This window comes from Maribacter antarcticus DSM 21422, assembly GCF_000621125.1.
Taxonomy (GTDB): domain Bacteria; phylum Bacteroidota; class Bacteroidia; order Flavobacteriales; family Flavobacteriaceae; genus Maribacter; species Maribacter antarcticus.
On the sequence record NZ_JHZC01000012.1, the window covers coordinates 69,913 to 83,752 of the forward strand.

General features: G+C 38.4%; 11 protein-coding genes. 7 read left to right on the top strand and 4 right to left on the bottom strand.

Features of this window, described 5'->3' with window-relative positions; all coding sequences use genetic code 11:
• The first annotated feature begins 114 nt into the window (after window positions 1-114).
• On the top strand, window positions 115-816 hold the full coding sequence (locus Q360_RS0112320) for an energy transducer TonB (protein ID WP_027077383.1): 702 nt from the start codon (window positions 115-117) through the stop codon (window positions 814-816).
• Window positions 817-953: 137 nt separating this feature from the next.
• Here the strand turns inward: Q360_RS0112320 and Q360_RS0112325 are convergent, their stop codons facing one another.
• The 4 genes from Q360_RS0112325 to Q360_RS0112340 all read right to left on the bottom strand — a co-directional run bounded on the left by Q360_RS0112325 (window position 954) and on the right by Q360_RS0112340 (window position 7,696).
• Window positions 954-3,365 carry a sodium-translocating pyrophosphatase gene (locus Q360_RS0112325; protein ID WP_027077384.1) on the bottom strand — a complete coding sequence of 804 codons (2,412 nt, stop codon included), beginning with the start codon at window positions 3,363-3,365 and terminating at the stop codon, window positions 954-956.
• A 106-nt stretch (window positions 3,366-3,471) separates the two neighbouring features.
• The gene (locus Q360_RS0112330; protein WP_027077385.1) at window positions 3,472-3,999 is read right to left on the bottom strand and encodes an inorganic diphosphatase; all 528 of its coding nucleotides are present in this window, start codon (window positions 3,997-3,999) and stop codon (window positions 3,472-3,474) included.
• 114 nt (window positions 4,000-4,113) lie between these two features.
• Window positions 4,114-6,615: a DUF5686 family protein gene (locus Q360_RS0112335; protein WP_027077386.1), complete on the bottom strand. Its 2,502-nt coding sequence runs from the start codon at window positions 6,613-6,615 to the stop codon at window positions 4,114-4,116.
• A gap of 103 nt (window positions 6,616-6,718) precedes the next feature.
• Window positions 6,719-7,696, bottom strand: coding sequence for a pyruvate dehydrogenase complex E1 component subunit beta (locus Q360_RS0112340; protein ID WP_027077387.1), 978 nt, complete (start codon window positions 7,694-7,696; stop codon window positions 6,719-6,721).
• A 175-nt stretch (window positions 7,697-7,871) separates the two neighbouring features.
• On the opposite strand from Q360_RS0112340, the gene Q360_RS0112345 reads away from it, so the two are divergent.
• The 6 genes from Q360_RS0112345 (at window position 7,872) to Q360_RS0112370 (ending at window position 13,834) form a co-directional block, all read left to right on the top strand.
• Window positions 7,872-8,612: an electron transfer flavoprotein subunit beta/FixA family protein gene (locus tag Q360_RS0112345; protein ID WP_027077388.1), complete on the top strand. Its 741-nt coding sequence runs from the start codon at window positions 7,872-7,874 to the stop codon at window positions 8,610-8,612.
• A gap of 41 nt (window positions 8,613-8,653) precedes the next feature.
• Window positions 8,654-9,622 (top strand): electron transfer flavoprotein subunit alpha/FixB family protein, encoded by a 969-nt coding sequence (locus Q360_RS0112350; RefSeq protein ID WP_027077389.1) that lies wholly within the window; start codon window positions 8,654-8,656, stop codon window positions 9,620-9,622.
• An 85-nt stretch (window positions 9,623-9,707) separates the two neighbouring features.
• Window positions 9,708-10,340: a bifunctional nuclease family protein gene (locus Q360_RS0112355; protein ID WP_027077390.1), complete on the top strand. Its 633-nt coding sequence runs from the start codon at window positions 9,708-9,710 to the stop codon at window positions 10,338-10,340.
• A gap of 15 nt (window positions 10,341-10,355) precedes the next feature.
• The gene (locus Q360_RS0112360) at window positions 10,356-11,813 is read left to right on the top strand and encodes a NupC/NupG family nucleoside CNT transporter (RefSeq protein WP_027077391.1); all 1,458 of its coding nucleotides are present in this window, start codon (window positions 10,356-10,358) and stop codon (window positions 11,811-11,813) included.
• Between the two features lie 617 nt (window positions 11,814-12,430).
• Entirely contained in the window at window positions 12,431-12,751 is a 321-nt protein-coding gene (locus Q360_RS0112365) for a hypothetical protein (protein ID WP_156950098.1), read from the top strand.
• Window positions 12,752-13,009: 258 nt separating this feature from the next.
• Window positions 13,010-13,834, top strand: coding sequence for a thymidylate synthase (locus tag Q360_RS0112370; RefSeq protein WP_027077393.1), 825 nt, complete (start codon window positions 13,010-13,012; stop codon window positions 13,832-13,834).
• Window positions 13,835-13,840 lie beyond the last annotated feature (6 nt).

Below are 13,840 nucleotides of genomic sequence, written 5' to 3' on the forward strand. Positions count from 1 at the left end.
AACCCCTAGTTCCCTCATTCCCTATTTTATAAGCAACACACAAAAGGTAGCTTTAAATGTAAATCAAAATACTATAAACCAGTTCGCCTTTTGGCAGCACAAACAAGTACAAGCATGAAACTTAAAAAGAACCCTAGCAAAGACATAAACAAAAGAAGTGGTGTTTATTTCGCTATTGGATTAGTTACCGTTATGCTTCTATCCTACGAGGCATTAGAATGGAAGACCTATGACAAACCAAATACCTATGCCTATGAACTAAGTAAACCAGATGATATCATAGAAGAGGAATATATAGAAAAGTTTACGGTTGAAAAGCCAAAAATAAAGCAAGTACTACCACTAGAAATTGAGATTGTAACCGATGACCCTGAGGTAATAGAAGCCGAAATACAATCTACAGAAGCGGACCCGGATACCAAAATACGAGAAGTATCCGATATTGAAGTCATAGAGCATGAACTTGAGCCGGAGGTAAATTGGGTAAACATTGAAGAAGTTCCAGTTTTTCCAGGTTGTGAAAACAAAACGGACAAAAGAGCCTGTTTTGGCAAAATGATACAGAAGCATATTAGTAACGTATTCCGCTATCCAGAACAAGAGCAAGAATTAGGCATTCAAGGAAGGGTGAACGTTATGTTTGATATTAAAAAGGACGGTACTATTTGCAATATACGTATGAGAGGTCCCAACGACAATCTTGAAAACGAAGCTGCACGAATCATTGGAAAGCTACCTAAAATGACCCCAGGAAAACAGCGAGACCAAAACGTAAAGGTATCTTTCGCTATCCCTATCACCTTTAAGTTGCAGTAAGAAAACAGTTAACATTGTGCCATTCTTTACGCTGAACTAAAATTCACAGTTATGCGTATAAATAAGATAGCAATAAAATCAAAAAAGCCCTTCATGCAAAACATGAAGGGCTTTTTATACTAAAAGGAAACTAAGCTTTAGTTCCTTTTTTCTTTTACTTCTTCTGCTAGATGTTGAACTTGAACCTTAACGTTTTTAGAAGATTTATTAAAAGCCACTACATTAGCTTTTACTTCCTCTTCCGTTCCTTCAAAAACTTTCTCTGAAACCGATTCTTTACCGTTTTCTATAACTGTAGTAATAACTACTGCTCTTGAGGTACCATCTTCATTGTTGTTCATACTTAAGGCAACGTTTTTTTCCGTTTGAGCGAACACAACTTCTGTTGCCGTCTTAGTCTCATTATAAGCTGTTATAGTATCTGCGTTCAACGCAATACTTGGCGCGATAACCAAAGCAACAACCGACATCAATTTCAATAAGATGTTTAACGAAGGACCCGATGTATCCTTAAAAGGATCTCCAACCGTATCACCGACAACAGCTGCTTTATGAACGTCTGTTCCTTTCTTCCCTTGTTCCTCAATAGTTTTCTTCGCATTATCCCAAGCACCACCAGCATTAGATTGGAATATTGCCATAAGCACACCACAAGTGGTAACACCAGCAAGTAATCCCCCTAACATTTCAGCACCTCCAATAAAACCAACAGCTACAGGAACAACGATTGCTAATAATCCTGGCAACACCATTTCTCTAATAGATGCTTTGGTAGAAATGTCAATACATTTTCCATAATCCGCAACACCATCCGCCGCGTCAAATATTTTTCTATCTGCTACTGAAGCTTTAGTCATATCAGAATCATACTTACGCATAACTACCAACGCCGCTTTCAATTCAGGAATATCTCTAAATTGACGTCTAACTTCTTCAATCATCGCCATTGCGGCACGCCCAACAGCATTCATTGATAATGCCGAAAAAACAAAGGGTAACATGCCTCCTACTAGTAAGCCAGCCATAATTTGTGGCTGAGACACATCAATAGAAACAACATTTGCTGTTTTCATAAAAGCAGCAAATAAAGCCAATGCCGTTAATGCTGCAGACGCGATAGCGAAGCCCTTACCAACAGCAGCCGTAGTATTACCAACAGCATCTAATTTATCGGTCCGCTCACGTACTTCTTTTGGTAATTCAGCCATTTCAGCAATACCACCAGCATTATCACATATTGGCCCGTAAGCATCAACAGCTAATTGAATCCCTGTATTTGCTAACATTCCTACTGCTGCAATTGCAATCCCGTATAAACCTGCAAAATGATGTGATACCATAATAGCAGCAGCAATCAAAAGAATAGGAATCATGGTAGACATCATACCAACACCTAAACCAGCAATAATGTTTGTGGCTGCTCCAGTTTCAGATTGCTTCACAATTGACATTACAGGCTTTTTACCCGTAGCTGTATAATACTCTGTTATTTTACCAACCCCTAAACCGGCAACTAAACCGGCAATTGTTGCCCAAAAGACTCCCATTGCACCGAATGGCAAACCTTCTACCGATTCTGGAATTAACGCATTAATAATAAAATAAGATGCTATAACCATCAAACCAGCAGAACCAAATTCTCCAATATTTAATGCGGTTTGAGGATTTCCACCATCTTTTACTTTTACAAAAAATGTTCCAAGGATAGACATTATTATACCTACGGCACCAAGTACTAAAGGTAAGTACACAGCTCCTAAACCATCAAAATCAGGTGTTAAAATAAATGCACCTAAAACCATTGTTCCTATGATAGAACCTACATAAGATTCGAACAAATCAGCACCCATACCCGCAACATCTCCAACATTGTCTCCAACGTTATCTGCAATGGTTGCTGGGTTTAAAGGATGATCCTCTGGAATACCGGCTTCAACTTTACCTACTAAATCAGCACCTACATCTGCTGCTTTCGTATAAATACCACCACCAACACGTGCAAACAAAGCAATTGAGGAAGCCCCTAACGAAAAACCAGAAAGCACATTTAATACCATAGGTAAATTATCAGCTCCAGGCCAAATCGATTGGTATACCATAAATAAGCCACTTAAGCCTAAAATACCCAAACCAACAACACCTAAGCCCATTACAGCACCACCTGCGAAAGCTACTTCCAATGCTCTTCCTAATGATGTTCTTGCAGCTTGTGTAGTTCTTACGTTCGCTTTAGTAGCAACACGCATTCCAATAAATCCTGCCAAGGCAGAACAAATAGCACCTACAATAAATGATACAGCAACCAGACCGTTAGATCCAACTTCTGAATTTCCTTTAAAAAATAACAAGACAGCTACCGCTGCTACAAAAATTGCTAAAACCTTGTACTCAGCTTTTAAAAAGGCCATAGCGCCATCGGCTATATTCTTAGCAATACGTGACATTTTCTCATCACCTACTTCTTGCTTGCCTACCCATGCGTTCTTCCAAGCCACAAAAAGAAGGGCTACTACTCCGAAGACGGGTAAAAATTTTACGATTAATTCCATTTGATTTGATTGTTTATAGTTTTTTAAACGGTTGCTAAAGTAGTAAAATAGAATAAAAAAAGCCACCTTTATTAATAAAGGTGACTACAAATTAAGAATCCGTTCTTTAAATGGTAAAGGTCCGCTTCTTTTTATGTTCGCTTTCATCATAACGTTGCACGCACTCGTGATAAATTTTTATTGCTTCATCAACATTACCCCAACCTCCAACATCAACTTTCTTTTTTTCTAAGTCTTTGTACACTTGAAAGAAGTGTTCAATTTCTTTTTTTCTATGCGGATTTAAATCTGCTAAATCATTCTTTTGGTTCCAAATAGGGTCAGAAACAGGAACACAAATTATTTTTTCATCAGGTCCTTTTTCATCTTCCATGTAAAAGACTCCTATTGGCTTTACCTCAACAACTACCATAGGATAGGTTGGCTCTGTACACATCACTAAAACATCTAACGGATCTTTATCTAAAGCCAAAGTCTCTGGTATAAAACCGTAATCACCTGGATACATCATAGAAGAAAACAATGTTCTGTCAAATCTAATCTTATGCAGAGTAAAATCATATTCATACTTATTACGACTTCCTTTGGGAATTTCAATTAACACATCAAAAGTTACATCGTTATTCTCACTCATATCTTATTCATATTTAATTGCGTTAAAAGTTAAACCAAAATTCAGGCGTTAATCCAACACTTATAAAAATTATAACGCCTTTTGGCGCCCGAAATTATCCTGTTTTCTTGAAGTTTAAAAGCTAAACCCAAAAGTACCGGTAACCCCAAAGGCCCTTGCATCAGGATTATCCAGATAATTACCCCTAAAATTAAAATCGATTCTAAAAATTTTAAAGATATTACCAACCCCCAAGGAGTACTCATAATAAATACGTTCCGAAGGTGCCTGTAGAGGCGTATTAATAGCTGCAGGCGAACTCAGAAGCCTATTGGCATCGGATAGTTCTCCCCAAACTCCTCTAAGTCCGATAATTTCCCTCAGATTTAATTTACGTAAAAATGGAATCCTTGAAAATAACCTTCCGTTAAAATTATGTTCTAAATGCACAGCACTATAGGTATCCGTTACAAATTCGTAAAAATCCAAATTTGGAAATGTCCCATAATTGGAAAAGAATGTTTGGTTCCCTGGCACAACGCTCAACAAGCCTAAAGGCACTTCTCCAAAGGTTTTTCCAAGTTCCACAGTCGTCATCAACCTGCCAAAACCACCCAATTGCCATGGCCTAGTGTAAGAAAATTGTAATTTGGTGTAATTAAAATCACTAGCTAAAAATCCGTTTGTACCCTTTGTAACATTAAGAAGCAAGGTGCTATAGCGATCATTTACCTCTCTACGTTCCACACCATACCCTACGGATTGCTTTCCAGGTGTATATATAAAAATAGTGCTAAAATCCAACTGTCTCACCTCCGAAGACACCCCAGAAGAAGCTTCCGAATCTATATAATCCAAGCTAAAATCATTAGGCAATGCTGAACTTAAGGTCCTAAACGTAGCACCTATCGAAACCCGTACATTTGTAACTGGTTCGATTTCAAAACTAAGTGCACTTAAATTAATATTGGTTAACCTATTATTGGCTCCTACCGTAAGTAGAGAAGAGGAAGCTACACTTCTTCCCAATACATCATTGGTAGCGGTGAGACTTACACCCAGTTGCTCTATATCACGTCTGTGTCCTCCAGAAACAATAAGTCTGCTCTTAGGATTTAGAAGAAACTTACCCGAAATACCATGTTTTAGTTTATTATCCGTAAATCCGTAAGCACCGTACCCTTCTATACGCCAGGGATCGTTTTGACCAAAATATGTCCGAGCACCTATCCTTATTCTAGGTCCTTCAGCATCGTTAAACCCAAAGAAATCATAAATGGTACCCACGTCAAGATTCCACTTGTCTATCTCAACATAACCGGAACCTAAAATACTCACTACGTTATAATAGGACTTAAATTTAGGTACTGTTTTCAAGGTATCCAAAAGTTTATAGATACCGGATTCATCCTTATTCAAATCTTCCAGCCTGTTTTTCTTCCAAAACGCATCGTCCGTAGCTAGCGCACCTGGATCTACTACGTTCCTAGATTTTCTATAAAATTCTTTTGGCACTGGTTTATTAAACTCATAGTTATCATAAACCGTGGTCCGCTTACCATAAACCCCTCTCGATTCTTCCTTCTTTTGAAAGCTGAAATCACTTAACATATAATCCCGTTTAAGAAGAAAGACCGAATCGTTGACTACATCAAAATCCTGCTCAATATAGATTTCTTTTACCCAGTTGATATTGGCACTTTTCGTTACTTCCAGATTTATGTTCTTTACAGCCCATGTACTATCATTGACCCAAAAATCACCCTTGAAGGTAAGCTCGTTCTTTCTGCGGGGATAGTACACGATATTATAACACCATTTAGTGTCGATATAGGCGCTGTCACGCAAGGCATAATTATAAGTATCTATGCCAGAACGAGATAAGGGGCTGGTGAAACTTTTATCGAAAAACTTCAAATAGTTATCATAAATATCATAGCTCTGATACAGGTCTTTTACAAAAGCGATAATAGCCTGATTATTATCAAAACCAGAATTTTTGTTGCCTAAAATTTCCTCTTTTTTTTCTTTTAAAATATTGTCCCCGGTTACTTTAGAAAAGGTCTCATTCAAAAATATTGGTAAATACGTTTTTCCAGTGATTCTTGACGTATCCAAATCTTTAAAAACAAACTCCAAACCTTTAAATACCTTGCTTTTTATCAAGGAACTATCAATAGTATTCAAATCAAACTCAACCTTCTCATATTTATCGAAAGCGTATTGATTAAATTGACGAACACCATTCTGCCGTTTTTTAGCCCATATCTTCTTAAGTATTTCTACTGCTGGATTATTTTTTTTAGACTGTTTACCAGAAATCAATACCACTTCGTCCAGCTGCTCCGTAGCTTCGAGCAAGATTATGCTCATGCCGTAGGTTACCTTATTCTCCAGAATAATTTCCTGATTTTCAAAGCCTATAAACGAAACTAGCAATATGTCGTGCACATTATTAGACTCCATATAAAACCTTCCGTTTTCATTGCTAATAGTACCTTCGGTGGAGTTTTTAAAAAGCACATTAGCAAAAGCCACAGACTCCCCAGCCTCATCTATAACAATACCGCCAACCTTGGTCTGGGCATTCAACCAAACAAAGCCAAAAAGCAAAAAGAAAGATAATATTTGTTTCATTATTAAAACTCTGCAGGAGGTATTGGACAAATAGCATTCCAAATAAAAAAAGCTTCCTCGACTTTGGTCGACGAAGCTAAGCTACTTTTACAAAAAAATGTTATTATTTATACATTACCTTTTTAACAGCCTTCACTACATCTTTATGATTAGGCAACCACTCTGCCAATAAAACGGGTGAATATGGCGCTGGTGTATCAGCAGTATTAATTTTTACAATAGGAGCATCTAGATAATCGAATGCATGCGCCTGCACATGATACGTGATTTCAGTAGCTACATTACCAAATGGCCAAGCCTCTTCCAAGATTACCAATCGATTTGTCTTTCTGACCGACGTAAGTATTGCCTCATAATCCAAAGGCTTTACGGTCCGTAAATCTATTATCTCACAACTAATACCTTCTTTTTCGAGCTCGTCAGCAGCTTTGTCTGCATCCTTAATTATCTTCCCAAAGGAAACTATTGTCACATCCGTGCCAGCCCTTCTAATATCAGCAACACCTATAGGTATGGTATACTCACCTTCTGGAACTTCGCCTTTATCGCCGTACATCTGCTCGGATTCCATAAAAATAACAGGATCATCATCACGAATGGCAGATTTCAATAAACCTTTAGCATCCGCAGGGTTTGAAGGAACGATAACTTTAAGACCAGGACAATTGGCATACCAACTCTCAAAAGCTTGTGAGTGCGTTGCTCCTAATTGGCCTGCTGAACCCGTAGGGCCTCTAAAGACAATCGGACAAGGAAACTGTCCACCTGACATTTGACGAATCTTCGCAGCGTTGTTAACGATTTGATCAATACCAACCATAGCAAAATTAAATGTCATAAACTCTATAATAGGTCTATTCCCCGTCATAGTAGAACCAACACCTATTCCAGCAAAACCCAATTCGGAAATCGGGGTGTCAATTATACGTTTAGCACCAAACTCGTCCAGCATTCCCTTTGAAGCTTTGTACGCACCATTATATTCTGCAACTTCTTCGCCCATTAGATAAATTGACTCGTCCCTGCGCATTTCCTCGGACATGGCCTCCGCGATGGCTTCTCTAAATTGTAAGGTTTTCATTAGCTTAAATTTTAAACTCTAAAGGTTTCGCTTCAAAGGAAGCAAAAATAACAAATAATATGTCAAACTATCACTCGAGAGAATCAAAAAAAGTTATAAAATTTATTATGCATGCATAATAAATTTGAAAATTAATGGTTATCTTCGTACTCATCATTTTAAACGTATTTCATAAATGAAAATATTAGTCTGCATAAGTAATGTCCCTGACACTACATCAAAAATAAATTTCACTGAGGGTGACACAAAATTTGACACCAACGGCGTACAATTCGTAATAAATCCAAACGACGAATTTGGATTAACAAGAGCCATGTGGTTCAAGGAAAAACAAGGCGCTGCAGTGCATGTTGCCACCGTGGGCGGTGCAAACGTAGAGCCCACCATGAGAAAAGCGCTTGCCATTGGTGCGGACGAGGCAATACGAATAAACGCAAAGCCAGTAGATGGTTTTTTCGTTGCCCAACAACTTGCCGAAGTCATAAAAACAGGAGGTTACGATTTAGTAATCGGTGGCAGGGAATCCATTGATTATAATGGAGGAATGGTTCCGGGAATGATAGCCACATTTTTGGACATGAATTTTGTAAACACCTGTATTAGCTTAGACGTAGATGGAAACACTGCAACCGCTATTAGAGAAATAGATGGCGGTAAAGAAACTTTGAGTACTAGCCTTCCCTTGGTTATTGGTGGACAAAAAGGACTTGTAGAAGAAAGCGACCTCCGCATCCCTAATATGAGGGGGATTATGCAGGCGCGTCAGAAAAAATTGAGTGTTATAGAGCCTATTACCGCAACTAAAGCAACCCAAGACGTATCCTTTGACAAACCAGAACCTAAAGGGTCCATAAAGCTTGTTGATACCGTGGACGAATTGGTAAATCTTCTTCACAACGAAGCAAAAGCGATTTAATCGATTTCCAATTTTAGGTTAACCATTATAATTTAAAAAATATGTCAGTACTAGTATATACAGAATCCGAAAACGGAAATTTTAAAAAAAGTGCTTTTGAAGTAGCCTCCTATGCCACGGAAGTAGCTAAGCAACTTGGAACAACTGCCACGGCAGTATCTTTTAATTCAAACGAAAATGAAAGCTTAGGGGATTATGGCATTTCTAAGGTGTTGCATATCTCTAACGATTCATTAAAGACATTCAACGCCAATGCTTATGCCCTAGCAGTAGTTCAGGCAGCCAAACAAGAAGGAGCTACTACGATTATTGTAAGTTCAAGTGCAGATACTAAGTATATGGCTCCATTATTGGCCGCTGCCCTAGAGGCAGGGTATGTACCAAACGTGGTCGCAGCTCCTGAATCTACTTCACCGTTCACGGTTAAACGAACCGCTTTTAGTAACAAGGGATTTGCACATACCCAAATACATACAGACCATAAGGTCATAGGAGTCTCTAATAATTCATTTGGCATACATGAAAATAAAACGGAGGTTTCTATTGAAGATTTACTAATTTCATTGAAAGATGGTTCTTTTGGAACCAAATCAGTTGAAATCGATAAGGTTATCGGAAAAGCTACTATTGCAGACGCGGAAATCGTGGTTTCAGCAGGAAGAGGTCTAAAAGGTCCTGAAAACTGGGGAATAATAGAAGAATTAGCTGATGTGCTCGGTGCAGCCACCGCATGCTCAAAACCTGTTTCAGATTTAGGATGGCGGCCTCACGGAGAACATGTAGGGCAAACAGGGAAACCTGTAGCTAGCAACTTGTATATCGCTATCGGAATCTCCGGAGCCATACAGCATTTAGCTGGTGTAAGTTCTTCAAAAATAAAAGTAGTGATTAACACAGACCCCGAAGCCCCATTTTTTAAGGCGGCAGATTATGGTATCGTAGGCGATGCGTTTGAAGTAGTACCAGCTTTGATAGAAAAATTAAAGGAATTTAAAGCCCAAAACGCTTAATTTTTGTTAATTTGTGCCCCCAAAGGGCTGTTCAAATAATTGGCAACCCAAGTATTTGAACAGTCCTTTTTTTATTTTAACTATTATGAGTTTAGTCCGTTTAAAAATAAAAGGAATTTCGTACAGCCAAACCCAAAATGGCGCGTACGCCCTTATATTGAATGAAGTTGAAGGAGACCGTAAATTACCGATTGTGATCGGTGCTTTTGAAGCGCAGTCCATAGCTATAGCTTTGGAAAAAGAAATAAAGCCGCCGCGACCGTTGACGCATGATTTATTTAAAAACTTCTCTGACCGTTTTGATATCGTTATAAAACAAGTAATTATTCATAAACTGGTAGATGGCGTTTTTTATTCCAGTATCATCTGTGAACGTGATGGTATCGAAGAAATTATTGATGCCCGTACAAGTGATGCGATTGCCTTGGCATTGCGTTTTAATGCTCCTATATTTACCTACAAGACCATCTTGGACAAAGCAGGAATTTTCCTGAAATTTTCGTCCAAGGATAAAGAATCGGATGACGCTAGCGGAGATAGTATCATAGTGGATGAGATTCTACAAGAGGGGGAAACCGTTCACATAGAATCCGGTGCCTCTGATGGGTATACGGAGCTTACCATAGATGAACTTGAAAAAGAACTTACAAAAGCTGTTACCGCTGAAGATTATGAAAAAGCAGCCAAGCTACGAGACGAAATATCCAAAAGGAATTAAAACCAAATCCTTCACATGAAGAAAAGTACGTGGTTAATCTCTTTTTTTATTGTTTTCCCTTTTACTCTTTTTGCTCAGAACCCAGAAACCAATGACACCATCGTGACTTTTGTGGATTCTGCCGTTCTCAACGATATTTCAACCATAAGCAAGATTCTAGCACCCAACGAAGGATTTTCTCTGAACAGCCTTTGGCGCGGTGCAATTGGTATGGCGTCGCTATTGCTTTTAGCTTTTTTATTCAGCTCTAATCGCAGGGCCATAAATTGGAAAACTGTTGGCGTTGGCCTTACGTTACAATTGGTAATCGCTATTGGTGTATTAAAAGTACCGTTCATTCAACTCATCTTTGAACAAATAGGAAAGATTTTCGTAAGTATTTTAGAATTCACTCGTGCCGGAAGTAAATTTTTGTTTGAAGGACTGGTTGTCGACACCGGCACTTTCGGTTATATTTTCGCCTTTCAAGTGCTGCCTACCATCATATTCTTTTCAGCACTTACCTCACTATTATTTTACTTAGGAGTGATTCAAAAAGTGGTAAAAGCATTGGCTTGGTTGTTATCAAAAAGTTTGGGTATATCAGGCGCAGAAAGCTTATCCGTAGCTGGAAACATTTTCTTAGGACAGACGGAAGCCCCGCTTCTAATAAAGGCATATTTGGAGAAAATGACCCGCTCTGAAATCCTCCTCGTAATGATTGGCGGCATGGCAACGGTAGCAGGTGCAGTGCTTGCTGCCTATATTGGATTTTTAGGTGGAGAAGACGAAGCATTACAACTCTTGTTTGCCAAGCATTTGTTAGCAGCATCGGTAATGGCAGCTCCTGGCGCTATTGTAATCTCTAAAATGTTATACCCACAAACCGAAGCGGTAAATACAGACGTGAGCGTTTCTTCTGAAAAAATAGGCTCCAATGTTTTAGATGCCATTGCTAATGGCACCACGGAAGGTTTAAAACTTGCCGTGAACGTGGGTGCCATGCTATTGGTATTCGTCGCGATTATCGCTATGATCAACGGAATCTTGGAGTGGACGGGAGATTTAATCAACCTCAACGATTGGATTGCCGAAAACACATCGTATCAACGATTTTCTTTGGAGGCAATTTTAGGTACTGTGTTCGCTCCCTTAATGTGGCTAATAGGTGTTGCCAAAGAAGATGTTATGCTGATGGGACAATTACTAGGTATTAAACTAGCAGCAAGCGAATTTGTGGGCTATATCCAATTAGCGGAATTAAAGGATATGGCGAGCATGCCCCATTTAAAATACAATAAATCCATTATCATGGCGACCTACATGCTCTGTGGCTTCGCTAACTTTGCCTCTATTGGCATCCAAATTGGCGGTATCGGCTCTTTAGCTCCTGGGCAACGGAAAACACTTTCTGAATTTGGGATGAAAGCGGTTTTGGGAGGTTCATTGGCCTCCTTACTTTCAGCAACAATTGCTGGTATGATATTAGGGTAGATAAAAACTCACTTGTTCTTTATCATGAGAACAGAACATTAGAGGTAATTTTTATCTGATATATAACTCCTTTAAACCTTGGTTTTTCTTTCACGATAAAAAAATATACTTTTCATTTTCCCTTATAGCAAATGATTAGTATGCTTATCTTTTTGACACACACAACCAACACCTCTATGAAAATCAGTCTACTATGTTTCCTATACAGCTCTTTTTTATTTGGGCATAATATTGGGGGTTTTTAATCCGTAATACCGACTAGTAGGACAACTGAATATACGATACCGGACTCACATACTTTTAAAAAAATCATTTCCCGAGGTAAGACTTTAACGGAGAGCGGCGCGATAATGGGGACTAATGATTTTACAGGTTATGTGCCACAAGCAGAAATAGCACCAATGAATTTTTAAGTGGCAACGCCGAAAAATTACCTAGTGATGTTTCTGTGCTAGACATAAACTGTAACAGCAGTAATTCGACCTACCAATCGTGACGATACCAATGCCAGTGTATTCGAAGTCTCCACTTGGTGCTTTGACTCTAATAATGATGGCTACGCCGTTTTGCCCAAACTAGAAAGCTGCATCAGTCCTAGAACAATGTATACCAATAGTGTGATTCCAACAACAGATTGTGGGGATTTAGATGCTGAAGTAAACCCTGAAACTTTATGGTTTATAAGAGCTAACAACGACAGCATTAAAGATGTTGAAAAATTTATAATTTCATATGAAAAACCTATAATAGGGTATATATCGGCAGTCCTGAGGCCATTTTCTAATGAAATTATAAACAAAACGTATCCCAATCCTACTTCAAATACCATAGAAATAGATTTTGAAGTCTTAATCCCCGAGGTTGAACTTACAATAGTTAATGCTACGAGGCAATTAATCAAAAAGAATCCTTTACCAATACTCGTACTATTACCTTAAATTTCAACTCACTAGCATCTGGCATATACTTTATTGCGATTCAAAGTGAAAACAAGATTTTAGAATATCAAAAAATTAGTAAACGATAATTTGGCACCTTCGTTAATAAATTTTTATAACCGATAAGAGATTCGACAACTTTACTTCTTCTTAAATCATATTTTTGTTTTGATTCCACTTTCTGGAATAAAATCTTACTTATGAACACCTAAAATAGGTATTCAATTTAAAACAACCTGTTAGCGAATTAGCATCTAGATGAAACAGTACCACGACTTATTAAAGCATGTTTTAGCAGAAGGAAATCAAAAAGGAGACCGCACGGGAACCGGCACAAAAAGTGTCTTTGGATATCAGATGCGATTTGACCTAAGTAAAGGTTTTCCGATGGTGACCACTAAAAAATTACATTTAAAGTCCATCGTTTATGAGCTGCTTTGGTTTTTGAAAGGCGACACCAATATAGGATACCTAAAAGAAAATGGTGTTCGTATTTGGAACGATTGGGCAGACGAAAATGGCGACTTAGGCCCCGTTTATGGAAAACAATGGCGTAATTGGAACGACGACGAAATAGATCAAATAAAAGATGTCGTCTTTTCGTTAAAAAATAATCCTAACAGTAGGAGGATGTTAGTCTCCGCTTGGAATCCTAGTGTACTACCAGACACCTCCAAATCTTTTGCGGAAAATGTTGCAAATAACAAAGCCGCATTACCGCCTTGCCATGCTTTTTTTCAATTTTATGTGGCCGATGGCAAATTAAGCTGTCAATTATACCAACGAAGCGCAGACATCTTTTTGGGCGTTCCTTTTAACATCGCTTCTTATGCGTTGTTCACGATGATGATGGCGCAAGTATGTGGTTACGAAGTAGGAGATTTTATACATACGTTTGGAGATGCCCATATTTATGATAATCACATGGAGCAAGTGGAGCTTCAATTGAGCAGAGAACCCAGACCCTTACCAACAATGGTGATCAATCCAGAAGTAACCGATATTTTTGACTTTAAGTTTGAAGATTTTACACTGGTCGATTATAATCCGCATCCGCATATTAAAGGGACAGTTGCTATTTAAACCCAC

Excerpts from the sequence above, each read along its gene's own strand:
- Q360_RS0112320 (WP_027077383.1), top strand. The coding sequence starts at position 115 with ATGAAACTTAAAAAGAACCCTAGCAAAGACATAAACAAAAGAAGTGGT.
- Q360_RS0112325 (WP_027077384.1), bottom strand. The coding sequence starts at position 3,365 with ATGGAATTAATCGTAAAATTTTTACCCGTCTTCGGAGTAGTAGCCCTT.
- Q360_RS0112330 (WP_027077385.1), bottom strand. The coding sequence starts at position 3,999 with ATGAGTGAGAATAACGATGTAACTTTTGATGTGTTAATTGAAATTCCC.
- Q360_RS0112335 (WP_027077386.1), bottom strand. The coding sequence starts at position 6,615 with ATGAAACAAATATTATCTTTCTTTTTGCTTTTTGGCTTTGTTTGGTTG.
- Q360_RS0112340 (WP_027077387.1), bottom strand. The coding sequence starts at position 7,696 with ATGAAAACCTTACAATTTAGAGAAGCCATCGCGGAGGCCATGTCCGAG.
- Q360_RS0112345 (WP_027077388.1), top strand. The coding sequence starts at position 7,872 with ATGAAAATATTAGTCTGCATAAGTAATGTCCCTGACACTACATCAAAA.
- Q360_RS0112350 (WP_027077389.1), top strand. The coding sequence starts at position 8,654 with ATGTCAGTACTAGTATATACAGAATCCGAAAACGGAAATTTTAAAAAA.
- Q360_RS0112355 (WP_027077390.1), top strand. The coding sequence starts at position 9,708 with ATGAGTTTAGTCCGTTTAAAAATAAAAGGAATTTCGTACAGCCAAACC.
- Q360_RS0112360 (WP_027077391.1), top strand. The coding sequence starts at position 10,356 with ATGAAGAAAAGTACGTGGTTAATCTCTTTTTTTATTGTTTTCCCTTTT.
- Q360_RS0112370 (WP_027077393.1), top strand. The coding sequence starts at position 13,010 with ATGAAACAGTACCACGACTTATTAAAGCATGTTTTAGCAGAAGGAAAT.